Source organism: Rhodanobacter sp. KK11, from assembly GCF_033345435.1.
In the GTDB taxonomy this organism is placed as follows: domain Bacteria; phylum Pseudomonadota; class Gammaproteobacteria; order Xanthomonadales; family Rhodanobacteraceae; genus Rhodanobacter.
On record NZ_JAWPMI010000001.1, the window covers coordinates 526514 to 552696 of the forward strand.

Sequence of the window (26183 nt, forward strand, 5' to 3'; positions counted from 1 at the left end):
CGGCGTGCGGAATGATCCGGGCCGGTGCTTCGCGGCTTACTGGCGCGGCAGAAGTATTTTCAGGGTATTTGCAGTTTTGAAAGGCATGATTTCAGGCGCTGGTTGCGTGGAACCGGCTGCAGGCGCTCGCCTGGCCAGGATGGGCGATTCCCGATCTGCGGTGTTCGCGTGAGCCGCATCGTCCTCATGGGCATCAACTACGCCCCGGAGAACATCGGCACCGGCAAGTACACGGGCGAATTCGCCGAGTGGCTGGCCGCGCGTGGCCATCACGTGAGGGTAATTTCGACGCCACCGTATTACCCGGCGTGGAAGGTATGGCCGGGGCATCGCACACGCTGGTTCCGTCGCGAACGCGTGGCCAATGTCGAAGTAATCCGCTGCCCGATCTGGGTACCCGCCCAGCCGCGAGGTCTTACCCGCATGCTCCACCTCGCGAGCTTCGCATTCACTTCGTTGCTGGCGATGGCGTATTCGCTGGCGTGGCGGCCGCAACTGGTGATCAATATCGCGCCCACCCTGGCCAGTGCTCCGGGCGCCTGGGCACTGGCGCGTCTGGTGCGCGCGAAATGCTGGCTGCACATCCAGGATTTCGAAGTGGACGCGGCGATGGACATGGGCATCGTCCACGCCGGCCGGCTGCGCCGTTTCGCCCTCGCGGCGGAACGCTGGCTGCTGCGCCGGTTCGACCGGGTCTCCACCATCTCCAGCCGCATGCTCGACAGGCTCGCCAGCAAGGGCGTGCCGCCGGAGCGCCGGGTGTTCTTCCCGAACTGGGTCGACACCGATGCCATCCGCCCCTTGACCGAGCCCAGCCCGTACCGGGCCGAACTCGGCATTCCCGCCGATGCCGTGGTGGCGCTGTACTCCGGCAACATGGGCCTCAAGCAGGGCCTGGAACTGCTCGGCGAAGCCGCCCAGGCACTGTCCTCCCTTCCCCTGCTTGCAGGAGAAGGTGCCAAGCGTCTCTCCTCCCTTCCCCTGCTTGCAGGGGAAGGTGCCCGCAGGGCGGATGGGGTGAGCTCTTGCTCCACCCCCAGCCTCTACTTCGTCTTCGGCGGCGAAGGCCCGGCCCGCGCCATGCTTGAACAAGCCTGCAGCGGCCTGCCCAACGTGCGCTTCCTCGATCTGCAGCCCACCGAACGCCTGCGCGACTGGCTGGGGCTGGCCGACATCCACCTGCTGCCGCAGCGCGCCGACGTGGCCGACCTGGTGATGCCGTCCAAGCTCACCGGCATGCTCGCCAGCGGCCGCGCCATCCTGGCCACTGCCTTGCCGGGCACCGGCGTGGCGCAGGCCGTGGCATCGTGTGGACTCGTCACGCCACCGCGTAAAGTGGACGCGTTTGTCGACGCGCTGCGCCGGTTGGCCACGGATACCGACCTGCGCACGAACCTCGGCCGGGCGGCTCGCCAACAGGCATTGTCCACCTTGTCGCGTGATGCGGTACTGGGCGCATTCGAACACCAACTGCAGCTGTTGCTGGGTACGGCATGCGCCGAGCCCGGCAAGCACCACTCATCTTCTGACTTGCGGAACGACCCATGACCAAACGCGCACTCATCACCGGCATCACCGGCCAGGATGGTTCCTATCTGGCCGAGCTGCTGCTGGAGAAGGGCTACGAAGTGCACGGCATCAAGCGCCGCGCCTCCTCGCTCAACACCCAGCGCGTGGACCACCTGTACCGGGACCCGCATGAGGCCGACAGCCGTTTCTTCCTGCATTACGGCGACCTCACCGACAGCAGCAACCTCACCCGCATCATGGCCGAAGTGCAGCCGGACGAGGTCTACAACCTGGGCGCGCAGAGCCACGTGGCTGTGAGTTTCGAAATGCCGGAATACACCGCCGACGTCGACGGCCTGGGCACCTTGCGCCTGCTCGAGGCGATCCGTTTCCTGAAGCTCACCGACAAGACCCGCTTCTACCAGGCCAGCACCTCCGAGTTGTATGGGCTGGTGCAGGAAGTGCCGCAGAAGGAAACCACCCCGTTCCATCCACGCAGCCCCTACGGCGTGGCTAAGCTGTACGCGTACTGGATCACCGTGAACTACCGCGAGAGCTACGGCATGTACGCCTGCAACGGCATCCTGTTCAACCACGAGAGCCCGCGCCGCGGCGAGACTTTCGTGACCCGCAAGATCACCCGTGGCCTGGCCAATATCGCCCAGGGGCTGGAGAAGTGCCTGTACATGGGCAACCTGGATGCGCTGCGCGACTGGGGCCACGCGAAGGACTACGTACGTATGCAGTGGATGATGCTGCAGCAGGATGTGGCCAAGGATTACGTGATTGCTACTGGCGTGCAGTACAGCGTGCGTCAGTTCATCGACATGGCGGCGAAGGAACTGGGGATCACCTTGGCGTTCGAGGGCGAAGGTGTCGAAGAGAGGGCAATAGTTCAGTCCGTAAACGGGGACAAGGCGCCCGCGGTGAAGGTGGGCGACGTGATCGTGGCGGTGGATCCGCGGTATTTCCGCCCGGCGGAGGTGGAGACACTGCTGGGAGATCCGTCAAAGGCGAAGGCGGATATGGGCTGGGTGCCGCAGATTGCGCTGCAGGAGATGATTGAGGAGATGATTGGCAATGATCTGGAGGTAGCAGGGCGGCATGCATTCATGAAAACCAATGGCTATACAACCCCCGTGGCGAGCGAACGTTGGCCTTGACTGCCTTGGGTTTCAACGGAGCTTTCGCACATGAATGACATGAAGCATTCGGTTGTTGACCTAGGAACGCATTGTGTGATGTAACCCGCCTTACGATCCGCCTTGCGAATGCACCCCTGTTCTTCAAAACCATGACTGGCGGTCACTCCGCCGCGAGTTCGTTTCACGTGATTAAAGAAAAACCACCGGGTTTGTCGATCGGCGCGGCCGCCGTCCAGACGCTCCGCATGGATGCCACGGTAGCCCGTCGCCTGCTGCATGGGCTGGGCGCCAATGCTTACGGCCAGCTCGTCACAGTCATCGTGCAACTGGTCGGCGTGCCCATCTTGCTGCATGCCTGGGGCACACAGCTCTATGGTGAATGGCTGATCTTGTTCGCTATCCCAGCCTACCTGTCGATGACCGACCTGGGCTTTTCGCAGTCCGCCGGCAACGACATGAGTGCCCGGGTTGCCCGCGGCGACCGCGCGGGCGCGCTGGCGGTGTTCCAAAGCTTGGGCGTGGCGGTCTACGCGATCGCCGGAGTTGGGCTGGTGCTGAGCGCTGTGCTGGTCTGGCGCCTGCCGCTGGCCGGTCTCCATTTTGAGGCGATGAACGCGCAAGCCGCGCATTGGGTGTTGTGGTTGCTATGTGCCCAAGTATTCGTTGCATTGCCAGATGGGGTGAACCACGCCGGCTTTCGTGCCTGTGGTGACTATGCGCTTCATATGGGTCTGAACAGCACAATGCGCCTGTTCCAATACAGTAGCATTTGGATCGTAGCCTTGGGCGGAGGCGGCCCAGTGGCTGCGGCAACCGCCTTTTTTGTGGTACGCGCCATCGCCGGAGTAGCCTTTGCCCTGCTGTTAGTTCAGCGACACCGTTGGCTGCACTTCGGAATGATCCACGCGCGGCGCGCCGAACTGCAACGTCTCGCGCGGCCAGCCCTGGCCAACATGGCTATTCCACTAGCCCAAGCACTGAATGTTCAAGGCATGGTTCTAGTGGTTGGTGCCGTCTTGGGCCCGCTGGCAGTAGTGGTCTTTTCGACCTTGCGCACGCTGACACGACTCGCTTTGCAACTCGTATTGGCGGTGGCGAACGCGGCGGAGCCCGAGCTGGCGGTCGCCTACGGAGTGGGCAACCACGTCCTGATGCGGGACCTATTTGTGCAGGCACTGCGCGGCGCGCTGTGGTTGGCCTTGGCAACCGCCATCGGTTTGGCAGTATTTGGAGGAGTCATTCTTGACGTCTGGACCCATGGCAACGTTTCGATGCACCCCGCACTGTTTGCCTGCCTGCTCGGGTCCGCCCTTGCCAGCGTGCTCTGGTATGGCGCGCTTATCGTGCTCAAAGCCGCCAATCGTCACCTGCGGGCGGCGTCGATCTATGTGTTTGCTTCCGCCGCCGCCGTGGGACTGGCGGCGATGCTGCTCCACGGAACCGGCTCCCTCGCCGGCGCCGGCATGGCGCTGCTGGCGATGGACACAATCATGGTTCTATTCACCTTGGGCGCAACCGCACCCCTGCTCCAAGCACGCCCGCTGGCCAGCGTTGCTTCGGCCGCCAATCCTCTTCCTTTGTTGAATCTTATTAGAGGCAAAGCCCTTGTTCGCTGACGAATCGAAGGCGGGATGTTCCATCTCCGGAACGCCTCCCTCCGACCTTAATTCAAACAGGCCGAATAGCCAGCAGTCGCGTGCCTTACGTATCGCCTACATCGGCAATGCGAGTGGTACTTCGTGATGATTCATCCGCGCAGCGCGCATGCCGGGAGAGGACCGCTGCTTTCGCTGAAGGGAGGGCGCTTAGCATGCTATCTGGGGCTAGCCGCGGTCACTGCGGCGCTGGCGCAACTGGTGCTCGGCGCCTCCTTGGCAGTTGTGACATTTGCTCTTCTTGCAGCCTTGTTCGGGCTGTTGGGCTTTGCGGTGCTGGGCGCCTACAACCTCGGCTCCTGGGTCGGCCTGCTTTACGCCCTTGGCAACGTGCTGATCGCGCTTTACGCAAAGACCCTTCTGGGCCAGCCGCTCGACAGCAACCTTTACTCGCCGCTAGATTCCTTCCTTGCGCTGGCGACAACGAGTGGCGCACTGTTCGCTGCGCTACTGCTGGTCCGACGGCTCGGCGTGGGTCGGCCTATCTTCAAGCCGGTGCGAGATCCACATTTCCTTGCTTACTTTTCTTGGGCTTGCTTTGCTCTAGGCGTGCTGTTTTGGTTTCTGAACAGCCTTTTCCAGGATCCAGAGGGCAGCGGGTTTGGAGGAGTGGCGCTGTTTCGCGACCTGCTGTTCATGGCAGTAATTGCGCGCACCGGGGCCTTGCTGGAGAAAAGCGGGAACCGCCGTGCGTTCGATGGTCGGTTAGCATCCATTATCGCAGCCGCGGCCTTTCTGGGTTTGATCGACAATTCCAAAACACTGGCGGCGCTGGCTGTTTTAAGTCATTTCGTCACGGTGCTATTTTACCGGCGCGGACTTCCTCTCCGCTCGATAATTGTCCTGGCCGCCGGCGTGTTGCTTTTTGGTGCAGTCATCGCGCCGATGGTCCATGCGCTACGAGCTATGGGTCAACAGAAAATGAGCCTTAGCGAACGAATTGGATTTGTAGAGTCCAACTTCACGGCGCTGCTGGACGATCCGAAACAGTTCGATCGCTTTGAGCGGCTGGCAGCCGGCCAATTTGCTGGCGGCTATTACAACTATTTCGGCAAAAGTGGCACCGGTCAAATGCTGCTCGGCCGCTATGTTTCGGTGCAACAAGTCGACCCCGTCATTGCCGTGGTCAATGGCTCTCATCCGTGGGGCGGGGATGCCATCTGGCCCGCATTTGCGCGGCTGGTGCCGAGCTTCATCTACCCCAACAAGCCCGAGTACACTGAGGCCTACAACACGCTGGTCCACTATGGGTTGGTCGATCCTGAAGGCGGCAAATTCCCAACGCTACCGCTGGCTGGGCAGGCCTATGCCGGTTACGGCGTCTCGGGCCTGCTGACGATTCCATTCATCACCTTCCTGGGGGTTCTGCTGGTGATGAAGAAGCTGGGTTGGCAGCTTCATCGCAATATCTACGCCATTTTTTTCTTTTGTAACTTTGTGGTCGTTTACGTAGGCCAAGGTGACTTTGGCCAATACGCCGGTGCTGCTCTCCGCGGATTTCCGGCGTTTGCAGTAGTGTTTTGGTCGATCGGCAAGAGCTATCAAATCCGACTGCGAAGGCGCGACCTCCGGCAGGCTGTATTACATCCACCCAAGGGCCTGCAGGCCCCTGGGATTCAACATGGAAAGCACGATTTGTGACCGCCGATACCTATCGCACCCGTATTTACAATCGTTACGTCCAGGCCCGTGCGCAGTCGCTCGCGCCGCCCACGTTGGCCGAGCTGGCGCCGCGAGCGCCGTCCTTACGGCGATTGGTGGCAGCACATTTTCCAGCCGACCGTCACGCCGCCGTGTTGGACGTGGGCTGCGGCCACGGCGCGCTGCTGCACTTCGCCCGCGAGGCGGGCTACACCAATCTGCGTGGCGTCGATGGTTCGCCAGAGCAAGTTGTGGCAGCGAAGCAGCTTGGCATAGAAGGCGTGGAGGAGGGCGATCTGCGCGAGACACTCGCGGCACAGGCCGACGCCTCGCTAGATATTGTCGTGGCCTTCGACGTGATCGAACACTTCACCCGCGATGAGCTCCTGCCCTTTGTGGACCAAGTGCGGCGCGCACTCAAGCCCGGCGGACGCTGGATCATCCACGTCCCCAACGGCGAATCGCCTTTCTTTGGTGCCGTCCGTTACGGCGACCTGACGCACGAGTTGGCCTTCACCCGCACCTCGCTTAACCAACTCCTGTTGTCCTCGGGGTTCGGCGAAGTGCGCTGCTTTGAAGACGCTCCAGTGGTGCGCGGCGCCAAGAGCGCGCTGCGCTGGCTGCTCTGGAGAAGCTTCCGCGGCGTGTTACGCCTCTATAACGCGGCCGAAACGGGCGATACGAGCAAGGCGCACATCTTCTCGCGGAATCTACTCGCGGTCGCGACCAAATGAGGTCCGCCAGATGAAAGTGCTGCTGATCGGCAACTACGAAAACCTCCGCCAGCAGAGCATGCAGCGCTTCGCCGTGATGCTGCGGGACGGCCTGGCGGCGGCCGGTCACCAAGTGCGACTGGTGCGTCCGCCGGTATGGCTGGGCCGTCTGCGGCGTGGTGAGATGGGTCTTGCCAAGTGGATCGGCTACCTGGACCGCTTCCTGCTCTACCCGCCGCTACTGCGCCGGCAGCTGCACTGGGCCGACGTGGTGCACATCTGCGACCACGCCAACGCGGTATACGTCCCGCACCTGGGTGGCAAGCCGCACGTGGTGACTTGCCACGACATGCTCGCCATCCGCGCCGCGCTGGGTGAAATTCCGGAGTCGCCAACAGGGTGGTCAGGACGGATCTACCAACGCTGGATCCTGCGTAGCCTGCGCAAGGCGCAGGCGGTGGCCTGTGTCTCGATGCAGACGGCCAAGGAACTGCAGCGCGTGGCCGGCTTGTCAGAGGATCGGCTTACGGTCGTCCCAAACGCGCTTAACTACCCGTACCGGTCGATGCCCGCAGCCGAGGTCAAGCCGTATCTGGACGCGCTCGGGCTGGAGCCGAACCAAGCGTTCTTCCTCCACGTCGGCGGCAACCAGTGGTACAAAAATCGCCCCGGCGTGCTGCGTCTGTTCGCTGAGTTAGTGCAGCATCCTGCCTACCGAAGCCACCGCCTGGTAATGGCTGGAAAGCCTTGGACCGAAGAAATGCGCTTGCTCGTCGCCAGCCTGAAGCTGGACGGCCGCGTGGTTGAACGGGTGGAAGTGTCCAACGAACAACTGCGCGCGCTTTATTCCAGCGCCGAGGCATTGTTATTCCCATCGTTGCAGGAAGGTTTTGGTTGGCCTGTAGTCGAGGCACAGGCATGTGGCTGTCCAGTCGTAACCACCAACCGCCCACCGATGAATGACGTCGGCGGGCCCGCCGCCATATACATCGACCCGGCCAACCCAGTGGATGCAGCAGGCAAGATCGCATCGGATCTCGCCGAGTGCGAGCGCTGGCGCAGGAAAGGGCTAGAAAACGCGGTACGGTTTTCGATGTCTGCGATGTTAAAGGGCTACTTGAAATTGTACCGGCACGCCGGACAAACCGTCGCCGCGACTCAACCAGTTTTTGAGGATGAGGCGTGAACGCGACTTATTTGGTTAGCTGGTGGATACAGCCATGGTTTCGTAAAAACTGATGACACGAAATACAGGTAGATATGTATGACAGAGCGAGTCTTAGTGACTGGCGGTTCGGGCTTCATCGGCTCGCATCTGATGGCTGCAATTTCAGCTCGCGGCCATGCGGTAGTGAACCTAGATATTAAGGCCCCCTCAGCCGCGGCGCAGAAAGAGCAGTGGGCTCCGTGTGACATCAAGAATGCACAGGCACTAACCGCCGCATTCAATGATTTCCGCCCGACGCGTGTCATCCATCTGGCAGCTAAAGCGAACCTCAATGGCAATACAGTCGCCGACTTTCCAGACAATACGCTAGGCACCGAAAACGTCGTTCGATGCGTGAATGCTGCCAGCAGTGTGGAGCTGTTCGTCAACACGTCGACCCAGTATGTCGTAATGCCTGGCGTTCGGCCGCCTGACGCCAGTTATCTCGAACCTTACACCGCTTATGGTGAAAGCAAGGCAGTCGCCGAGCGTACGGTTCGGTCCGATTGCAAGCGGCCTTGGTCAATTATACGTCCCACTAATATATGGGGCCCGCGGCACGCGTTCTTTCCTTATGAGCTATGGCGATATCTTGAACTCAGGTACTACGTGCATCCGGGGCTCAAGCCCGTCCGCAAATATTACGGCTACGTTGAAAATGCAGTGAGGCAAATCCTGTACGTCGCCTTGGCCGAGCACCCGGCCGACGTCAACGGAAAGGTTTGGTATATTACGGATGGCGCCATAGACAACGCCGAGTGGATGAACGGGTTTTCGATTGGTTTGAGCGGAAAGCCGGTTCGGCGCGTACCGTTGCCTTTATGGCGGGTCGGGGCATTGATCGGTGATTTTCTCGAATGGCTGGGACTGGGCTTTCCCGTGAATGGGGATCGCCTTTTCCGGCTGACCGTCAACGAGAGCGTACCCGAAGAACTGATTGTGCCCCAGGAGGCAGAGGAGTTTGTATCACTGGAGGAGGGAATAGCGAAGAGCCTCGAATGGTATCGCGCGACCCGTTTACAAGTGGATGCGGTGAGGCTATGAGGGTACTGCATGTTTTGCAAGCGCTTTCGCGCAACTTCGGTGGCCCGCAAGCCGTTCTGCATGATCTTATAGCCGCTCAATGTGAGGCTGGATTTGAGGTGGACGTGGTGTCGACGAACGTTGATGCACCGCGCGGTTTGTTGCCCGTCGTGCCAAACCGGTTCATCGATTACCATGGCGCCCGATTACGGCATTGTTCGGTCGAGTTCAGGCCTCTCCTTTTCTCGCTCGATTTCAAACGTTATATCGATCAGCACATCATCAGTTACGACATTGTCCACGTCCACGGGCTCTATCGCTTCCCTCCCACCTACGCCGCCTGGCAGGCGCGCAGGCAAGGCGTACCCTACGTCATTCGGCCGCACGGCTCCATCGACCCTTACCTGTACGACAAGAGCTCCGTAGGCAGCGCCCGCCTCAAGCGCCTCTACGAGCGTTGGTTCGACTTGCCTAACCTGCATGCGGCTGGCGCCATACATTACACCGCCGCGGAGGAGCGCGAGCGCGCGGCATTTCTTGGCATCAAGGCGCCATCTTTTGTCGTGCCCAACGGCTTGGACTGGGCGCGCTACCACACGCTTCCGGGACGCGGGGCACTTCGGGCGCGCTGGGGTCTTGGCGAAGAGCCTATGGTCTTGTTTCTGGGCCGCCTGCATTTCAAGAAGGGCCTTGACCTGTTGATCCCTGCTTTCGAAGCGCTACTGCGCCGCGTGCCACGCGCGCAACTGGTGATAGCCGGTCCCGAGAACGACGACTACGGACAAAAGGTGCGCACATGGGTGCACGAGCGCGGGCTGGAGGCGGCGGTCCATTTCGTTGGGTCGCTACATGGCGCCGACGTAGTACAGGCCTACGTGGACGCTGACGTGTTCGCGCTGCCGTCCTACACCGAGAACTTCGGCATGACGGTCGCCGAGGCCATGGCCTGCGCGCTGCCAGTCGTGATCTCCGATCAGGTGAATATTCACGATGCGGTGACCGGCGCCGGCGCGGGCCTCGTGACGCGTTGCGACACTGACGAGGTGGCCGGTGCGCTTGAGATGCTGCTGCGCGACCCCGAGCGTCGTCGCTCCATGGGTGAGGGCGGGCGGCGACTCGTGCGGGATCGCTATACGTGGCCCGCTATCGTGGAAGCGTTGTCGCAGGAATATCGGACCGTGATTGACCGGCAGCGCGGCGCGTCTAAACCCGGTCGGCCGCTTCCCATTGCTTCCAAGGCAGCCCAATGAAGCATCTGATCGCCAAGGTCGGCAAGCTTGCCGGCATCCTGCCCGTGCCCTCTTGGCGCCGGGCGTTATTGCGCCAGCACGTGGCCGCGGGCGTAGAACACGCCGGCGTGTTACGCCACCTAGGCGCGCTGCGCATGGTGGTGGACGTGGGCGCCAACCGTGGCCAGTTCGCGCTGGCGGCGCGGCATTTCTTTCCCCAGGCAAAAATCGTTTCCTTCGAGCCGCTCGCCGGGCCGGCGGCGGTATATCGAGCGGTGTTCGCCGGCGACGCGCGCACGACGCTCGTAGAGGCAGCGCTTGGCCCACAGTCTGGTGAGGCAATGATTCATCTGTCGGCCCGCGACGATTCGTCTTCGCTGCTGTCGATCACCGCTGCGCAAAACGCACTGTTTTCAGGTACGGCCGAGGTCGGCACGACAACCATTCGGGTTGAGCGCCTGACCGAGCATGTCCAGGTCGGGACAATCGCGGCACCAGCGTTGTTGAAGCTCGACGTGCAGGGCTTCGAATTGCAGGCGCTGATCGGGTGTGAGGATCTTCTCGAGGAATTCGCCTGGGTCTATGCCGAGTGCTCCTTCGTAGAGTTGTACGCCGGACAGGCCTTTGCCGACGAGATCATCGATTGGCTGCGCCAGCGCGGGTTCGCATTGCGCGGTGTGTATCACATGGTCTACGACGACCAAGGTCGAGCGGTGCAGGCGGACTTTTTGTTTGGGCGACCTGACACGAGGATCGGAGACTGAGATTACAGTGCCGCACGGAATTCGATGCGCTGCCCTCAAAAAGTGGTCGGGTTCATTGAATGCGGCTCAGGCTCGGTTCGTTGGCGCAGGGAATGCGTGTGCCGTCAAACTTACGCTGCGCGCACTTGGGCCTGGTTGTCGACGAACCAGCGGTAGGTCTGCTCTACACCGTCACTCAGCGAGATGGTGGCCTGCCACCCAAGCGCATGCAGCCGGCTCACGTCCAGCAGCTTGCGCGGCGTGCCGTCGGGTTTGCTGGTGTCGTTGACGATCTCGCCCTGGTAGCCGGTGATCTCCTTCACCAGTTCGGCCAGCTCGCGGATGCTGATGTCCTCGCCCACGCCGACGTTGATGATTTCTTCGCCCTCGTAGGTCCTGGTCAGCTGCACGCAGGCATCGGCCAGGTCGTCCACGTGCAGGAACTCGCGGCGCGGGGTGCCGGTGCCCCACATCACCACCTGCTGATTGCCGTTGAGCTTCGCTTCGTGGAACTTGCGGATCAGCGCGGGCAGCACGTGCGAGTTGGCCAGGTCGAAGTTGTCGCCGGGGCCGTACAGGTTGGTCGGCATCAGGCTGATCGCATTGAAACCGTACTGCCGGCGGTAGGCCTGGCACAGCTTGATGCCGGCGATCTTGGCGATGGCGTACCACTCGTTGGTGGGCTCCAGCGGGCCGGTCAGCAGGTACTCCTCCTTGAGCGGCTGCGGCGCCAGCTTGGGATAGATGCACGACGAGCCGAGGAAGGTGAGCTTGCTGGCGCCGTGGCGGTAGGCCGCGTCGATCACGTTGTTCTGGATCTGCAGGTTCTGCAGCAGGAACTCGGCTGGGTAGGTTTCGTTGGCGTGGATGCCGCCGACCTTGGCGGCGGCCAGGAACACGTACTCGGGCTTGTGCGCGGCGAAGAACGCCTCGACCGACTCGCGGTCGCGCAGGTCCAGCGTGTCACGCCCGGCCAGCAGCAGGTTGTCGTAGCCCTCGGCCTGCAGGCGCCTGACGATGGCGCTGCCGACCAGGCCACGGTGACCGGCGACGAAGATGCGGGCGTTGAGATGCATGAGTAATCCTTCACAAGGCGAGAGCAACGGCAGCAGACCGCCCATGATAATGGCCGCGGTCGCTAAGATGTGCCGGATTTGGCAGTTGCTGCTGACCGGCTTGTGCAAGTCGATGCGCTGCATCAGGTGGGTGGAACGCATGCTGCCGGCAGGGTCGAGCGGATGGATGATGGTGGGCTCAGGGCATTTGGAGGCCTGTGCATGAAGGTGCTGGTTTGCGGTGGCGCCATTACATCGGCAGCCACATGGCGAAATGGCTGGCCGCGCGCGGCGTGGCGGTGACGGTGCTGGACAACCTTTCCACCGGGCATCGCGAGGCGGTGCAGTGGGGCGAGCTGGTGCAGGCGGACCTGCTGGACCCGGCGTCGCTGGAGCGCGCGTTCGCCGGGCGCCGCTTCGACGCGGTGATGCATTTCTGCGCGCGTTCGCTGGTGGGCGAGTCGATGACCCGGCCGTACGACTACTACGCGAACAACGTCGGCGGCACCCTGAACCTGCTGCAGGCGATGCAGCGGCACGGGGTGGAGCGGCTGGTGTTTTCCTCGACGGCGGCGGTGTTCGGCCAGCCGCTCGGCGAGCGCATCGACGAGGATCATCCGAAGGCGCCGATCAACCCCTACGGCGCCAGCAAGCTGATGGTGGAGCGCATGCTGGCCGATGCGCATGCGGCCCATGGCCTGCGCTCGGTCGCGCTGCGCTATTTCAACGCCGCCGGCGCCAGCCCGGACGGCGACATCGGCGAAGCGCACACGCCGGAGACGCACCTGGTTCCCAACGTGTTGCGCGCGGCCCTGGGCAGCGGCCCCGCGCTCAAGGTGTTCGGCGACGACTACCCCACGGCGGACGGCACCTGCGTGCGCGACTACGTGCACGTGGACGACCTGGCGCAGGCGCACCTGCTGGCGCTGGCGTACATGGACAGCCATGACGGAGCACACGCGTTCAACCTGGGCAATGGCCGCGGTTTCTCGGTGCGCGAGGTGATCGGCGCGGCGGAGCAGGTCAGTGGCAGGGTTGTTGCGCACGAGATCGCGTCGCGTCGTGCGGGCGATCCGGCGGTACTGGTCGCGTCCAGCGACAGGGCGCGTGCCGGGTTGGGCTGGCAGCCGAAGTACACCGAGCTGGCGTCCATCATCGAGAGCGCATGGCGATGGCACTGCAAGCCGCGCTTCTGATGCACTGGTCGGATGGTGAAGGCCGCTGCGCGGCAGGCTTGCCGTGCTGATGCAGTTCGATCGTCAGGTGTGGATGCACGTCACCGCGCTGGGCGACAGCGCGGTGACGCTGCCGTGCATCGGCTTGATCGCGCTGTGGCTGGCATGGGCGGCACCGACGCGCGGGCTGGCCTGGCGCTGGCTGCTGCCGGTGGCCGGCGTGGCGGCCGTGGTAACCGCCAGCAAGCTGGCTTTCATGGTGTGGGGGCTGAGCTTGCCCGGGCTGGATTTCACCGGCCTGAGCGGGCACGCCGCGATGTCCGCCCTGGTGTGGCCGGCCTTGCTCGCGCTGCTGGCGGGGCGGGGCGGCGGGGCATGGCGCCTGTGCGGCGCCCTGCTGGGTGCGCTGCTGGCCGTCGCGGTGGCGTGCTCGCGCGTGGCCTTGCATGCGCACTCGGTGTCCGAAGTGGTGCTGGGCTGTGCGCTGGGCGCGGCGTTCGCACTGGCGCTGCTGTGGCGGCACGGGCACGAGTGGCGGCTGGCCTGGCCTGCGTTTTTCGCCTTGCTGCCGCTGCTGCTGGTGCTGCCCTTCGTCTACGGCCGCCACTTTCCCACGCAGGACCTGCTGGTGACGGCCGCCCGGCATATGGCGGATGGGCCGCTGCACGTGCGGCAAGAACTGCATGGGCGCTGACGGCCGGCCAAGATCAAGAGCGCACCCCCTCCTGACCTCCCCCTGCTGCGCAGGGGGAGGGACCGAGCCCGCAGCCGCACGCTCTGCTCCCTCCCGTGCATCGCAGGGGGAGGGACCGATCCCGGGGGCACGCCTTGCTCCCTCCCCTGCAAAGCAGGGGAGGGCCGGGGTGGGGTCGCTCTTCGCCTCTCGCGCCAAGATCAAGAGCGCACCCCCTCCTGACCTCCCCCTGCTGCGCAGGGGGAGGGACCGAACCCGAAGCCGCACGCTCTGCCCCTCCCCTGCAAAGCAGGGGAGGGCTGGGGTGGGGTCGCTCTTCGCCTCTCGCGCCAAGATCAAAAGCGCACCCCCTCCTGACCTCCCCCTGCTGCGCAGGGGGAGGGACCGAACCCGAAGCCGCACGCTCTGCTCCCTCCTCTGCATCGCAGGGGGAGGGACCGAACCCGCAGCCGCACGCTCTGCTCCCTCCCCTGCAAAGCAGGGGAGGGTTGGGGTGGGGTCGCTCTTCGCCTCTCGCGCCAAGATCAAGAGCGCACCCCCTCCTGACCTCCCCCTGCTGCGCAGGGGGAGGGACCGAGCCCGGGGCTGCACGCTCTGCTCCCTCCTCTGCATCGCAGGGGGAGGGACCGAACCCGCAGCCGCACGCTCTGCCCCCTCCCCTGCAAAGCAGGGGAGGGCCGGGGTGGGGTCGCTCTTTGCTCTCGGGCCAGGATCAAGAGCACACCCCCTCCTGACCTCCCCCTGCTGCGCAGGGGGAGGGACCGGGCCCGCGGCTGCACGCTGTGCTCCCTCCTCTGCATCGCAGGGGGAGGGACCGAACCCGAAGCCGCACGCTCTGCTCCCTCCCCTGCAAAGCAGGGGAGGGTTGGGGTGGGGTCGCTCTTCGCTCTCGGGCCAAGATCAAAAGCGCACCCCCTCCTGACCTCCCCCTGCTGCGCAGGGGGAGGGACCGAGCCCGGCGCTGCCTGTTCTACAGTCGCCCGTCTACGGCATCTGCCGGCAGCAGGCTCTTGATGTCGAACACGGCGCAGTTCTCGCGGCCGTAGCGGCGGATGCCGGTGCTGCCGTCGTCGAGGAAGGCCTGGTGGGCGACGGCCAGCACGATCGCGTCGTAGCTGCCTTCGGCAGGCGCGGCGATCGGGCGGATGCCGAGTTTTTCCTCGGCTTCGGCGGGATCGGCCCACGGGTCGTGCACGTCCACCTGTGCGTGCGTGGCTTCGAGCTCGCGCACGATCTCCACCACGCGGGTATTGCGCAGGTCGGGGCAGTTTTCCTTGAAGGTCAGGCCCAGCACCAGGATGCGCGAGTCGACTACGTGGATGCGCTTGTTCGCCAGCAGGCGCATCACCTGGTGCGCCACGTACAGCCCCATGCGGCTGTTGATGCGCCGCGCGGCGAGGATCAGTTCGGGGTGGTAGCCGAGGATGGTGGCCTTGTGCGTGAGGTAGTACGGGTCCACGCCGATGCAGTGGCCGCCGACCAGGCCGGGCTTGAACGGCAGGAAGTTCCACTTGGTGCCGGCGGCGTCCAGCACGGCCTGGGTGTCGATGCCCATGGCGTTGAAGATCATCGCCAGCTCGTTGACCAGCGCGATGTTGACGTCGCGCTGGGTGTTCTCGATCACCTTGGCTGCCTCGGCCACCTTGATGCTGGCCGCCTTGTGCGTGCCGGCGGCGATGATGCGCCGGTACAGCGCGTCGACGAAGTCGGCGGTTTCCGCGGTGGAGCCGGAGGTGATCTTGGTGATCGTGGGCAGCCGGTGCAGCTTGTCGCCGGGGTTGATTCGCTCCGGGCTGTAGCCGCAGCTGAAGTCGTGGTTGAAGCGCAGCCCGGAGACCCGCTCCAGCACCGGCACGCAGATCTCCTCGGTGGTGCCGGGGTAGACGGTGGATTCGTAGATCACCACGTCGCCGCGCTTGAGCACGCTGCCGACGCTGGCGCTGGCGCTTTCCAGCGGCCGCATGTCCGGCCGGTTCGCCTCGTCGACCGGAGTGGGCACGGTGACGATGAACACGTTGCAGCTGGCGAGCTCGCCGACGTCGGTGGTGAAGCGCAGGCGGGTGGCCGCGGCGAGTTCCTCGGCGGAGGTTTCGAGCGTGTGGTCGCGCCCCGTGCGCAATGCGTCGACCCGGTCGCTGCTGATGTCGAAACCGACGGTGTCGAACTGCCTGCCGAATTCCACCGCCAACGGCAGGCCGACGTAGCCGAGGCCGACGATGGCGATCCGGGCGGAGGGCAATGTTGGGATCTGCATGAGCCTGTCTGACTTCCCGCGGGCAGTCGCCAGTTTAATGGGCCGGCGCCGCTTGCATACAGCGTGCTTGCTCTCGCGCTCTTTTCCGTCGGACAGGGAAGTGACCGCCCCCGGAGCCGCACGCTCTACTCCCTCCCCCTGCTGCGCAGGGGGAGGGATCGAACCCGAGGCTGCACGCCTTGCTCCCTCCCCTGCGAAGCAGGGGAGGGCCGGGGTGGGGTTGCTCTTCGCTTTCGAGCCAGGATCAAAAGCGCACCCCCTCCTGACCTCCCCCTGCTGCGCAGGGGGAGGGACCGAACCAGAAGCCGCACGCTCTGCTCCCTCCCCTGCAAAGCAGGGGAGGGCGGGGGTGGGGTCGCTCTTCGCTCCCCTCAGCCGTCGATCAGCGCCGCGATCTCGGCCGTGCGCTCCCGCATCAGTGCCTCGTCGCCGCGCGACTCCACGTTGAGCCGCAGCAGCGGTTCGGTGTTGGAACTGCGCAGGTTGAAGCGCCACTGGCCGAAATCGGCGCCGATGCCGTCGGTGTGGTCGAGCGCGGGAGCGTGGCTGGCGAAGTGCGCCATTACCCGCGCGGTGGCGGCGGCTGCGTCGGCGACCTTGAAGTTGATTTCGCCGCTGCACGGGAAGGCGCGCATGCGGTCTTCCACCAGTTCGGCCAGCGACAGGCCGCTGGTGCTGACCAGCTCGGCGATCAGCAGCCACGGGATCATGCCGGAGTCGCAGTAGGCGAAGTCGCGGAAGTAGTGGTGGGCGCTCATCTCGCCGCCGTAGACGGCGTTCTCGGCGCGCATGCGTTCCTTGATGAAGGCGTGGCCGGTCTTGCTCTGTACCGGGATGCCGCCGGCGGCGTGCACCATCTCGATGGTGTTCCAGGTGAGTCGCGGGTCGTGGATGATCCTGCCGCCGGGGTGGCGCGCCAGCAGCGCCTTGGCCAGCAGGCCGACCAGGTAGTAGCCCTCGATGAAGCGGCCGTCGGCGTCGAAGAAGAAGCAGCGGTCGAAGTCGCCGTCCCAGGCCACGCCGAAGTCGGCGCCGTGCGCGCGCACCGCATGGGCGGTGGCATCGCGGCATTCGGGCAGCAGCGGGTTGGGGATGCCGTTGGGGAAGCGGCCGTCCGGCTCGTGCTGGATGCGGATGAAGTCGAACGGCAGTCGCGGCGCGAGCTGGTCGACCACCAGGCCGGCGCCGCCGTTGCCGGCGTTGACCACGATCTTCAGCGGCTTCAGCCGGTCGCGCCAGATGTAGCCGAGCAGGTGCTCGACGTAGGCGGACTTGTCGGTCATTGCGCGCGGCGTGGCGGTGCCGGCGGGAATCGGTGCGCGATGGCCGGCGGCGAAGTCGCGGATCGCGAACAGCCCGCTGTCGCCGCTGATCGGCCGCGAGCCTTCGCGCACCAGCTTCATGCCGTTGTAGTCCATCGGGTTGTGGCTGGCCGTGACCATCACTCCGCCGGCCGCACCGAGGTGGTCGGTCTGGAAGTAGACCTCTTCGGTACCGCCCACGCCGATGTCGATCACCTCGCGCCCGGCTGCGTGGAAGCCGTCGGCCAGTGCAGCCTGCAGCGATGGGCTGCTCAGGCGCACGTCGCGGCCCAGCACCACCGGTCCCGGCCCCAGTTGCGCCGCCGTCGCCAGCCCGATCCTGCGCGCCAGCTCCTCGTTGAGTTCATCGGGCACGCGGCCGCGGATGTCGTAGGCCTTGAAGCAGGGAAGTGGGGGCATCGGACGGTCCTGGTTTGTACGCTGAACCGTGAATGATAAGCCAGGATCAAAAGCACCCCCACCTGACCTCCCCCTGCTGCGCAGGGGGAGGGACCGATCCCGGAGCTGCGCGCCCTGCTCCCTCCCCTGCGAAGCAGGGGAGGGCCGGGGTGGGGTCGCTCTTCGCTCTAGAGCCAAGATCAAAAGCGCACCCCCTCCTGACCTCCCCCTGCTGCGCAGGGGGAGGGACCGAGCCCGCGGCCGCATGCTTCTGCTCCCTCCCCTGCGAAGCAGGGGAGGGTTGGGGTGGGGTCGCTCTTCGCTTTCGAGCCAAGATCAAAAGCGCACCCCCTCCTGACCTCCCCCTGCTGCGCAGGGGGAGGGACCGAGCCCGAAGCTGCACGCTTCTGCTCCCTCCCCTGCGAAGCAGGGGAGGGCCGGGGTGGGGTTGCTCTTCGCTCTAGAGCCAAGATCAAAAGCGCACCCCCTCCTGACCTCCCCCTGCTGCGCAGGGGGAGGGACCGAGCCCGAAGCTGCACGCTCTGCTCCCTCCCCTGCGAAGCAGGGGAGGGCAGGGGTGGGGTCGCTCTTCGCTTTCGAGCCAAGATCAAAAGCGCACCCCCTCCTGACCTCCCCCTGCTGCGCAGGGGGAGGGATCAAGCCCGAAGCCGCACGGCTCTGCTCCCTCCTCTGCGAAGCAGGGGAGGGCCGGGGTGGGGTCGCTCTTCGCTTTCGAGCCAAGATCAAAAGCGCACCCCCTCCTGACCTCCCCCTGCTGCGCAGGGGGAGGGATCGATCCCGGAGCTGCGCGTCGCTGCCTTCCTGCGTGGCAGGAGAGAGCCGGGTGATCGAGGAGGTTGCCGGATGCGGGGTGGCTGCCCGCTCAATGGAACAGCAGGTTGATCGCCAGCAGGGTGACGATCAGCACCAGGAAGGTCAGTGGCAGGCCCACGCGCAGGAAATCCTTGCCCTTGTAGCCGCCGGGGCCGGTGACCATCATCAGCGCGGGGTGACCGGAGCTGAGCAGGAAGGTGTTGGAGGAGGACACCGCCACGATCAGCGCGTAGGCCGACGGGTTGCCGCCGGTGGCCACTGCCACGCTGATCGCGATCGGCACCATCATCACGGTGGCGCCCACGTTGGACATCACCTGCGAGAACAGCAGGGTGAGGATGGCCAGGCACAGCTGCAGCAGCCACGGCGAGGCGCTGCCGAGGTGGTCCAGCACCACCTGGGCGATCCACGAGGCGGTGCCGGTGGCGTCCATCGACCAGCCCAGCGGGATCAGGCAGGCGGTGACGAAGATGGTCTTCCAGTTGATCGCCTTGTACGCCTCGTCCATGTTCAGCACACCAGACAGCAGCATGCCGATCGCGCCGGTCATCATCGCCACCGACAGGTCGAGGTTGGTGAACAGCGCCAGGCACTTGGCCAGCACGAAGAAGCCCACCGCCTGCCAGATCTTGCCCGGGCGCTGCTGTTCCTTCGGGATGTCGGTGACCACCACCAGGTCGCGCTCTTCCGCGGCGAGCGAGAGATCGCGCCAGTTGCTGTGCAGCACCACGGTGTCGCCGGCACGCAGGCTGATCGAGCGCACGTCGTCGCGCAGCACCTGGTCGCCGCGGTTCACCGCCAGCACCGAGATGCCGAAGCGCTTGCGCAGGCGCAGCTCGCCGATGGTGTGCTTGATGAAGCGCGACACCGGCGGGATCACCACCTCGGAAATACCGGCGCGGGTGGGATTGAACAGCTCGCCCAACTGGCGCATGCGGGTGGACAGCCGGCACAGCTGGTTGTTGGCGAACTGGTTGAGCTGCTCGCGTGGGCCGAGCACGCCGAGCACCGAGCCGACCCAGATCACGTGGTCGGCCGGCGGCGCCATGCGGGCGTCGTTGCCGCTCTTGATCGCCAGGATCAGCGGCGCGCCATACAGCTGCTCGACCTCGCCGATGCTCATGCCGACCAGCGGGCTCTCCGCGGTGACGGTGAGCTCGGCGGTCTCGCCGACGATGCCGTAGGTCTCGGCGAAGTAGCTCTCGGTGCGCCCGGGCGTCACCTTCAGCCGCTCGTCCTCGTGCCCGGGCAGCAGCTTGCGGCCGAAGAAGTAGAAATACGCCACGCCCAGCAGCGCCAGGGTCAGGCCGACCGGGGTGACGCTGAACAGGCCGAACTTCGGGATGGTGTGCGCGCCCGGCGGCAGGTTCACGTTGGCACTGGCGATCAGGTCGTTCAGCACGATCAGCGGCGAGTTGGCGATCAGCGTGGTGTTGGTGGCGGTGAGGATGCAGAACGCCATCGGCAGCAGCAGCCGCGACAACGGCACGCCGGTGCGCGCGGCCAGCCGGCTCGACACCGGGATCATCAGCGCCGCCAGCGCCTGGCTGGGGATCACCGCGCTGAACAGGCTGGCCACCAGGTTGATCACCACGCCCAGCCGCGATTCCATGCCGCGCGCCATGCGCATCACGAAGTTCGCGGTGAGGTTGAGCACGCCGGCGCGGTCCAGCCCCTCGCCCATGATCATGATCGCGATGATCGCGATCACCGCGTTGCCGGCGAAGCCGTTGAACACGCGGTCGGACGGGATCAGCCCGGTCAGCCCGATCACCACCACCACCAGCAGCGCCACCATGTCGGCGCGGATCCACTCCAGCACCAGCATCAGCATGGTGAAGCCCACCAGCCCGAGCACCAGGATCATTTCGGGGGTGAGCGAGAGTGCCACTAGCCGACGTCCCTGCGGGGCAGCCAATTACGGTGGATACGGCGGGGCAGTGGAAGCTTCACGCTGCGACGATTCGTCCCTGGGTGGATGAGCACGAGTATAAGCGGGGCGGCGCGGTTGCTGGTGAACCAAGGGCCAGGAGCGACCCCACTCTCCCCAAAGGGATTCCCTTCGGTCACAGCTCTCTCCTGCGACGCAGGGGAGGGAGTACGGAGTGCTGGAGCAGGAGTGCTTGTTTCTGCTCCTCCCCCTGCTTGCAGGAAAAGCCGCACAGTGCATTGCTCCTCCCCCTTGTTTGCAGGGAAAGCCGCACAGCGCATTGCTCCTCCCCCTGCTTGCAGGGGGAGGCCGGGAGGGGGTTACGCTCTTCGCTCAAGCCCAGCGAAAGGATTCGCCATGCATCTCAAATGGATCCGCGCCCGCCGCCTGCGCAACGACAGCACCGACGCCGAGCGCCACCTGTGGCACTTCCTGCGCCACCAGCAGCTGGCCGGCCACAAATTCCGTCGCCAGTATCCGCTGGCCGGCTACATCGTCGATTTCGTCTGCGTGCCGGCGCGGCTGGTGGTCGAGCTGGACGGCGGACAGCACCTCGATGCACTGGCGTACGACGAGCGACGCACGGCGATGCTCGAACGCGAAGGCTACCGCGTGCTGCGATTCTGGAATCACGACGTGCTGCTGCGCACGGAGGCTGTGCTGGCGGAGGTTTTTCAGGTGCTGGAGGAAAGGTCAAAAGCGACCCCACCCCAGCCCTCCCCTACTCCGTAGGGGAGGGAGCGAAGCCGCTTTGCCCTCTCCCCTGAATCGCAGGGGAGGGCCTGGGGTGCGCCTTGTTCGTTCGCTGCTTGCACACGACGCTTTTCTCCTCCCCCTGCTTGCAGGGGGAGGCCGGGAGGGGGTAAGGCTCTTCGCTCAGACCCTGCGATAAAGCAGATCCCACACCCCATGCCCAAGCTTCAGCCCGCGCCGCTCGAAGTGCGTCTCGATGCGCCACTCCGGCTTCTCGGCGTGCTGCCCCGGGCCGACCGCGTTGCGCCACGCGGGCGCGGCTTCCATCACCTCCAGCATGTGCTCGGCGTAAGGCTGCCAATCGGTGGCCAGGTGCAACAAGCCGTTCGGAGCCATGCGCGTGGCGAGCAGGGCGACGAACTCGGGCTGGATCAGGCGGCGCTTGTGGTGGCGCTTCTTGTGCCACGGGTCGGGAAACCAGATGCGTGCCTCGGCCAGCGTGCCCGGTGCGATCTCGTGCTGCAGCACTTCCACCGCATCGTGCTTGTACAGCCGCACGTTGCGTGCGTCGCGCGCGGCCAGCGCGTTCATCAGTCGGCCCACGCCGGGACCATGCACCTCCACCCCGATGAAATCGCGCGCCAGGTCATGCTCGCTGGCCCAGGCCAGCGCCTCGCCGTTGCCGAAGCCGATCTCCAGCACCAGTGGCGCGCTGCGGCCGAAGCTGGCGGCGAAGTCGTGCACGCTGCCCTGGTAGTCGATGCCGAAGCGCGACCACAGCGTGTCGAACGCGCGCTGCTGCGCCGGCGTCATGCGCCCTTCGCGCAGCACGAAGCTGCGGATGCGGCGCAGGTGGTCGGGGGTGGTGGCGTCGGTCGTGGGCATCCGCACATTGTAGAGCTTTACCCCACCCTCCCAAGAGGGATGCCCTTCGGTCACGGCCCTCCCCGGCAAGCAGTGGAGGGAGAGCGGCCGGTCGCCTCGTGCCCTGCTCCCTCCCCTGCGAAGCAGGGGAGGGCCGGGGTGGGGTCGCTCTTCGCTCTCGCGCCAAGATCAAGAGCGCACCCCCTCCTGACCTCCCCCTGCTGCGCAGGGGGAGGGACCGATCCCGGAGCTGCGCGCTCTGCTCCCTCCCCTGCGAAGCAGGGGAGGGCCGGGGTGGGGTCGCTCTTCGCTCAAGCCAGGATCAAAAGCGGACCCCCTCCTGACCTCCCCCTGCTGCGCAGGGGGAGGGACCGAGCCCGCAGTTGCACGCCCTGCTCCCTCCCCTGCGAAGCAGGGGAGGGCCGGGGTGGGGTCGCTCTTCGCTCTAGAGCCACGATCAAAAGCGCACCCCCTCCTGACCTCCCCCTGCTGCGCAGGGGGAGGGACCGGGCCCGAAGGCTGCACGCTCTGCTCCCTCCCCTGCGAAGCAGGGGAGGGCCGGGGTGGGGTCGCTCTTCGCTCTAGAGCCAAGATCAAAAGCGCACCCCCACCTGACCTCCCCCTGCTGCGCAGGGGGAGGGACCGAGCCCGCAGCTGCACGCTCTGCTCCCTCCCCTGCGAAGCAGGGGAGGGCCGGGGTGGGGTCGCTCTTCGCTCTCGCGCCAAGATCAAGAGCGCACCCCCACCTGACCTCCCCCTGCTGCGCAGGGGGAGGGACCGATCCCGGAGCTGCGCGCTCTGCTCCCTCCCCTGCGAAGCAGGGGAGGGCCGGGGTGGGGTCGCTCTTCGCTCAAGCCAGGATCAAAAGCGCACCCCCTCCTGACCTCCCCCTGCTGTGCAGGGGGAGGGACCGATCCCGGAGCTGCGCGCTCTGCTCCCTCCCCTGCAAAGCAGGGGAGGGCCGTGACCGAAGGGCATCCCTTTTGGGAGGGTGGGGTCAGGCTCTTGCTTCAGTGCTGCGCCTGGTCTTCGCGCACCTGCCGCTTGCGGTTGGACGGCTGTGCTTCGCTGCGTTGCGGCCGCGGTGTTTCGGCGCGCGGCGGCGCGGCGCGTGGCGCCGGCATCGAGCGGGGCGCTGGCTGGTAGCGCTGTGGCGCCGGTTCGCTGCGACCCTGGCTGGGCATCGGACGCGGCGGCTGCTCGCGTACGTAGGCGCGCGGTGCGGGTTCGGGCCGATGGAAACGCGCTGGGGCCGGCTCGCGCATCGGCGCGGTCGGCGGCGGCTGTTCCCGCGGCATGGTGCGATCGGCCTGGTAGCGCTGGAAGCGGTTGTCGCTGGCCGGCAGGCGGCGGGTGTCGGTGCGCTGCTCGAGTGGTGGCATCTCCGTGGGCAGCGGGCGGCTGTCGGAGCGCGCGCGTTCCCGTGCCCGGTCTTCGGCAGCCGGAGCGATGTAGCTGACGCCTGGGCGCGGCGTCGCCTCGCGACGGTTCGCGTCGTCGCGGCCGCGCGGGTGGGCGAAGCGGGCCGAACGCAGCTCGCCGTCGTCGCGCGCCATGTTCGGCCGGCCGGGCGTGGCCGGGGTGATGCGCGGAACGGCGGGCAGCTGCCCGGTTGCGGCGGCCGGCCGGCGCGGGGCGGCATCGTTGCGCTCTGCCGTGACCGGGCGCCGGCTGCGGTCGGGGCGGCCCTGGTCGTCGAGCACGCGCACGTTGCTGCGCGGCGTGGCGGTGAAGCGGCCGGGCAGGGCGTCGTCACGGACCACGGGCGGCGTGCGGCGCGCCACTACCTGGCGCTCGAAGCCGCCGGCCGGCAGGTTGCGCGCGTGGGTGCTGCGCGGCGGTCGGCTGGCGTCGCGGTCCGGGCGCAGCCGGTCGATGCCGCGTGCCGGCACCGGCGCGCTGGCCAGCTTGCGCGGGTCGACCTTGAGCAGGTCGCGCTGCACGCGGCCGCCGCTGGCGAAGCTGCGGCCGGGCACGGCGGTGAAGCCGCGCGGCGCGTTGCGGTTGGCGTAGCGGTCGCCGCGGCCGGGCTCGCCGCGGCGGTAGCGGTTGTAGTGGTCGTCGATGTCGCGGCGCGGATCGTAGCCGTGGCGACCGCGGATATTGCGGATGTTGACGTTGGCGTAATAGCTGCGGCCGCAGCGGTACCACGGGTTGTAGAACTCGCCCGGGCCGAGCGGGAACCAGCCCACCGGCGCGCTGCCGATGCCGACCGACCAGCCGCCGCCACCGACGAAGGCGACCAGCGCCGGCGCATAGATCGGACGCACGCCGCGTGGCCCCGGGATCCAGCCCCAGCCACCGCGCACGTATGCCCAGCGGCCGTAGTGGTACGGCGCGAAGCCCCATGGCGCGTCATCCACCCAGGTCCAGCCCCATGGTGCGATGTAGGCCCAATGGCCGGTGCGGTACGGCGCCCAACCGGGGCCGACGTCGCGCGGGAACCACACCGCGCCGTACTCGCTGGTGTCCTGCCAGACGCCGTACTGGTCCAGGTCCTGGTAGCCGACCACCTCGTCGGAGACATAGCGGACGCTGTCGGACTGCGCGTAGCGGCGGTCGCGCTGGCTGGCCCAGTCGTCGAATGCGTCGCCGCCGTCGATGTCGGTGATCGTCACCATGGCCAGGCTGGCGTCGGTGAAGCGGTAGCTGCGGCCGGGGTTGATCGTGCGCTGTGCGCTGTTCTCGCCGAACACGGTGGCGCCGCCGTCGAAGGCGGTGACGCGGGTGCTGCCGTCGCGGTCGTCGACGTCGACGCGGAACGTGCCGGGCTGGTCGACCACCAGCGCCACCGCCGGGGTGTCGATCTCGTAGCTCTGGCCGTCGTCGAGTCGGCGCACGGTGAGGCTGAGCGTGCCCTGGGTCAGCTCGATCTGGGCCAGCGTGTCGTCGAGGTCGAGCAGACCGAGGTCGGTGCGCCCGTCGATGCGCAGCGTGCCGCCGCCGAATTCCAGTTCGGCGCGCGCGCCGGCGGCGGTGGACAGCTTGTCGCCGCGGGTCAGCGGGCGGTTGATGTTGGCGTCGCTCCAGTCCTTCGCGCCGGATGGCAGGAAGCCGAGGTCGCCGGCGATGTACGACAGCCGCGCCACCCGGCTCGGCGGATCGGCGCTGTCGTCGGCGTCGGTTTGTGCCTGGGCCAATCCCGCCGCCATGCACAACAGCATGATGGCCAACGCCCGCCAGCGGCGGCACCGGGTGGACAACTCGGCAAAGCTGGACATGCTGCTCTCCTCGGGAGTGCGCGCTGCAGGCAGCGGGAAGCTTTCGTTCGATACCCTCGCCTCAACGTGCATTGTCAGGCTGGCGATGACCGCCGCCAGAGTATGCGCAGGCGCTTGTTCAGCACGCGTTGGGTCGCCGCGGCTCTGCAGCCCTCCTGACCTCTCCCTGCTGCGCAGGGGGAGGGACCAAGCCCGAAGCCGCACGCTCTGCTCCCTCCCCTGCAAAGCAGGGGAGGGTCGGGGTGGGGTCGCTCTTCGCTCAAGCGTCGTCAGCGGGAACTGGCGGGGGCGAGCTTTTCAATCACGCGAATCCCGGGTTACCATCCGCCGGCGCAGGCGGGTGTAGCTCAATGGTAGAGCTGTAGCTTCCCAAGCTACTGACGAGGGTTCGATTCCCTTCACCCGCTCCACTCCCCGGTCTCCCGAACAGCCCCCGAATCCTCATGGCGGATCTGATCACACTCGGCTGGCGGGAGCGGTTGGCGTTGCCGCAGCTGGGTATCGACGTGCTCAAGGCCAAGCTCGACACCGGCGCGCGCAGCAGCTCGCTACATGTGGACACCCTCGAGACCTTTCGGCGCGACGGCGCGACCTGGCTGCGTTTCACCATCCATGCCGGGCGGCGCCAGCCGGTGGAGATCCGCTGCGAGGCGCCGGTGCTGGATCGCCGCGCGGTGACCGATACCGGCGGTCGGCGTACCGAACGCTGGTTCATCCGCAGCGATGTGCAACTGGCCGGGCAACGGTTCAGCGTCGACATCAACCTGACCGATCGCCGGCATATGCTGTTTCCGATGCTGCTGGGCCGCAGTGCGCTGGACGGGCGCTTTGCGGTGGACCCGGCGCGCTCCTATACCCAGCCGCGGCCGCTGACCGCGGCCACGGGCCTTCGATGACG

Annotated in this window: 18 protein-coding genes, 1 tRNA gene and 1 pseudogene; 14 read left to right on the forward strand and 6 right to left on the reverse strand. The window is 66.0% G+C overall.

Features of this window, described 5'->3' with window-relative positions:
* Positions 1 to 168: 168 nt before the first annotated feature.
* The 9 genes from R5H19_RS02295 to R5H19_RS02335 all read left to right on the forward strand — a co-directional run bounded on the left by R5H19_RS02295 (position 169) and on the right by R5H19_RS02335 (position 10886).
* Positions 169 to 1548 (forward strand): glycosyltransferase WbuB, encoded by a 1380-nt coding sequence (locus tag R5H19_RS02295; RefSeq protein ID WP_318157352.1) that lies wholly within the window; start codon positions 169 to 171, stop codon positions 1546 to 1548.
* Positions 1545 to 2672: a GDP-mannose 4,6-dehydratase gene (gene gmd, locus R5H19_RS02300; protein WP_318157353.1), complete on the forward strand. Its 1128-nt coding sequence runs from the start codon at positions 1545 to 1547 to the stop codon at positions 2670 to 2672. Before R5H19_RS02295 ends, gmd begins: the two co-directional genes overlap by 4 nt.
* A 71-nt stretch (positions 2673 to 2743) precedes the next feature.
* Complete coding sequence (locus tag R5H19_RS02305; RefSeq protein WP_318157354.1) at positions 2744 to 4270, forward strand: hypothetical protein; 1527 nt, start codon at positions 2744 to 2746, stop codon at positions 4268 to 4270.
* 126 nt (positions 4271 to 4396) lie between these two features.
* A complete protein-coding gene (locus R5H19_RS02310) occupies positions 4397 to 5950 on the forward strand; it encodes a hypothetical protein (protein WP_318157355.1) in 1554 nt (517 codons plus the stop codon).
* Positions 5947 to 6684: a class I SAM-dependent methyltransferase gene (locus R5H19_RS02315; RefSeq protein WP_318157356.1), complete on the forward strand. Its 738-nt coding sequence runs from the start codon at positions 5947 to 5949 to the stop codon at positions 6682 to 6684. Before R5H19_RS02310 ends, R5H19_RS02315 begins: the two co-directional genes overlap by 4 nt.
* 10 nt (positions 6685 to 6694) lie before the next feature.
* The gene (locus R5H19_RS02320; protein WP_318157357.1) at positions 6695 to 7849 is read left to right on the forward strand and encodes a glycosyltransferase family 1 protein; all 1155 of its coding nucleotides are present in this window, start codon (positions 6695 to 6697) and stop codon (positions 7847 to 7849) included.
* Positions 7850 to 7927: 78 nt separating this feature from the next.
* A complete protein-coding gene (locus tag R5H19_RS02325) occupies positions 7928 to 8914 on the forward strand; it encodes an NAD(P)-dependent oxidoreductase (RefSeq protein ID WP_318157358.1) in 987 nt (328 codons plus the stop codon).
* Complete coding sequence (locus tag R5H19_RS02330) at positions 8911 to 10143, forward strand: glycosyltransferase (protein WP_318157359.1); 1233 nt, start codon at positions 8911 to 8913, stop codon at positions 10141 to 10143. Before R5H19_RS02325 ends, R5H19_RS02330 begins: the two co-directional genes overlap by 4 nt.
* Entirely contained in the window at positions 10140 to 10886 is a 747-nt protein-coding gene (locus R5H19_RS02335; RefSeq protein ID WP_318157360.1) for an FkbM family methyltransferase, read from the forward strand. Before R5H19_RS02330 ends, R5H19_RS02335 begins: the two co-directional genes overlap by 4 nt.
* 110 nt (positions 10887 to 10996) lie before the next feature.
* On the opposite strand, the gene R5H19_RS02340 is transcribed toward R5H19_RS02335, so the two are convergent.
* Complete coding sequence (locus tag R5H19_RS02340; protein WP_318157361.1) at positions 10997 to 11941, reverse strand: GDP-L-fucose synthase; 945 nt, start codon at positions 11939 to 11941, stop codon at positions 10997 to 10999.
* A 201-nt stretch (positions 11942 to 12142) separates the two neighbouring features.
* Here R5H19_RS02340 and galE point away from each other — a divergent pair.
* Positions 12143 to 13116: pseudogene (gene galE, locus R5H19_RS02345) on the forward strand (UDP-glucose 4-epimerase GalE).
* A 49-nt stretch (positions 13117 to 13165) separates the two neighbouring features.
* Positions 13166 to 13789, forward strand: a complete 624-nt coding sequence (locus R5H19_RS02350) for a phosphatase PAP2 family protein (protein ID WP_318157363.1) — start codon at positions 13166 to 13168, stop codon at positions 13787 to 13789.
* Between the two features lie 970 nt (positions 13790 to 14759).
* Here the strand turns inward: R5H19_RS02350 and R5H19_RS02355 are convergent.
* The 3 genes from R5H19_RS02355 to R5H19_RS02365 form a co-directional block, all read right to left on the reverse strand.
* Positions 14760 to 16043 carry a nucleotide sugar dehydrogenase gene (locus tag R5H19_RS02355; RefSeq protein WP_318157364.1) on the reverse strand — a complete coding sequence of 428 codons (1284 nt, stop codon included), beginning with the start codon at positions 16041 to 16043 and terminating at the stop codon, positions 14760 to 14762.
* Positions 16044 to 16414: 371 nt separating this feature from the next.
* Complete coding sequence (locus R5H19_RS02360; protein WP_318157365.1) at positions 16415 to 17764, reverse strand: phosphomannomutase; 1350 nt, start codon at positions 17762 to 17764, stop codon at positions 16415 to 16417.
* Between the two features lie 862 nt (positions 17765 to 18626).
* Positions 18627 to 20444 (reverse strand): SLC13 family permease, encoded by a 1818-nt coding sequence (locus tag R5H19_RS02365; protein WP_318158137.1) that lies wholly within the window; start codon positions 20442 to 20444, stop codon positions 18627 to 18629.
* A gap of 420 nt (positions 20445 to 20864) precedes the next feature.
* Between R5H19_RS02365 and R5H19_RS02370 the strand changes: the two genes are divergently transcribed.
* Entirely contained in the window at positions 20865 to 21239 is a 375-nt protein-coding gene (locus R5H19_RS02370) for a DUF559 domain-containing protein (protein WP_318157366.1), read from the forward strand.
* A gap of 144 nt (positions 21240 to 21383) precedes the next feature.
* Here the strand turns inward: R5H19_RS02370 and trmB are convergent, their stop codons facing one another.
* The gene (trmB, locus tag R5H19_RS02375) at positions 21384 to 22085 is read right to left on the reverse strand and encodes a tRNA (guanosine(46)-N7)-methyltransferase TrmB (RefSeq protein WP_318157367.1); all 702 of its coding nucleotides are present in this window, start codon (positions 22083 to 22085) and stop codon (positions 21384 to 21386) included.
* A gap of 989 nt (positions 22086 to 23074) precedes the next feature.
* Positions 23075 to 25285 (reverse strand): DUF6600 domain-containing protein, encoded by a 2211-nt coding sequence (locus tag R5H19_RS02380; RefSeq protein WP_318157368.1) that lies wholly within the window; start codon positions 25283 to 25285, stop codon positions 23075 to 23077.
* Between the two features lie 336 nt (positions 25286 to 25621).
* Between R5H19_RS02380 and R5H19_RS02385 the strand changes: the two genes are divergently transcribed.
* A tRNA-Gly gene (locus R5H19_RS02385) sits at positions 25622 to 25695 on the forward strand.
* 33 nt (positions 25696 to 25728) lie between these two features.
* Entirely contained in the window at positions 25729 to 26181 is a 453-nt protein-coding gene (locus R5H19_RS02390) for a RimK/LysX family protein (protein ID WP_318157369.1), read from the forward strand.
* Positions 26182 to 26183: the final 2 nt, after the last annotated feature.

Bases quoted from the DNA above. Each gene is read 5' to 3' on its own strand.
- gmd (WP_318157353.1), top strand. From the start codon at position 1,545: ATGACCAAACGCGCACTCATCACCGGCATCACCGGCCAGGATGGTTCC.
- R5H19_RS02325 (WP_318157358.1), top strand. From the start codon at position 7,928: ATGACAGAGCGAGTCTTAGTGACTGGCGGTTCGGGCTTCATCGGCTCG.
- R5H19_RS02355 (WP_318157364.1), bottom strand. From the start codon at position 16,043: ATGCAGATCCCAACATTGCCCTCCGCCCGGATCGCCATCGTCGGCCTC.
- R5H19_RS02370 (WP_318157366.1), top strand. From the start codon at position 20,865: ATGCATCTCAAATGGATCCGCGCCCGCCGCCTGCGCAACGACAGCACC.
- R5H19_RS02310 (WP_318157355.1), top strand. From the start codon at position 4,397: ATGATTCATCCGCGCAGCGCGCATGCCGGGAGAGGACCGCTGCTTTCG.
- R5H19_RS02365 (WP_318158137.1), bottom strand. From the start codon at position 20,444: ATGATCCTGGTGCTCGGGCTGGTGGGCTTCACCATGCTGATGCTGGTG.
- R5H19_RS02320 (WP_318157357.1), top strand. From the start codon at position 6,695: ATGAAAGTGCTGCTGATCGGCAACTACGAAAACCTCCGCCAGCAGAGC.
- trmB (WP_318157367.1), bottom strand. From the start codon at position 22,085: ATGCCCACGACCGACGCCACCACCCCCGACCACCTGCGCCGCATCCGC.
- R5H19_RS02340 (WP_318157361.1), bottom strand. From the start codon at position 11,941: ATGCATCTCAACGCCCGCATCTTCGTCGCCGGTCACCGTGGCCTGGTC.
- R5H19_RS02330 (WP_318157359.1), top strand. From the start codon at position 8,911: ATGAGGGTACTGCATGTTTTGCAAGCGCTTTCGCGCAACTTCGGTGGC.
- R5H19_RS02335 (WP_318157360.1), top strand. From the start codon at position 10,140: ATGAAGCATCTGATCGCCAAGGTCGGCAAGCTTGCCGGCATCCTGCCC.
- R5H19_RS02380 (WP_318157368.1), bottom strand. From the start codon at position 25,285: ATGTCCAGCTTTGCCGAGTTGTCCACCCGGTGCCGCCGCTGGCGGGCG.
- R5H19_RS02390 (WP_318157369.1), top strand. From the start codon at position 25,729: ATGGCGGATCTGATCACACTCGGCTGGCGGGAGCGGTTGGCGTTGCCG.
- R5H19_RS02350 (WP_318157363.1), top strand. From the start codon at position 13,166: ATGCAGTTCGATCGTCAGGTGTGGATGCACGTCACCGCGCTGGGCGAC.
- R5H19_RS02360 (WP_318157365.1), bottom strand. From the start codon at position 17,764: ATGCCCCCACTTCCCTGCTTCAAGGCCTACGACATCCGCGGCCGCGTG.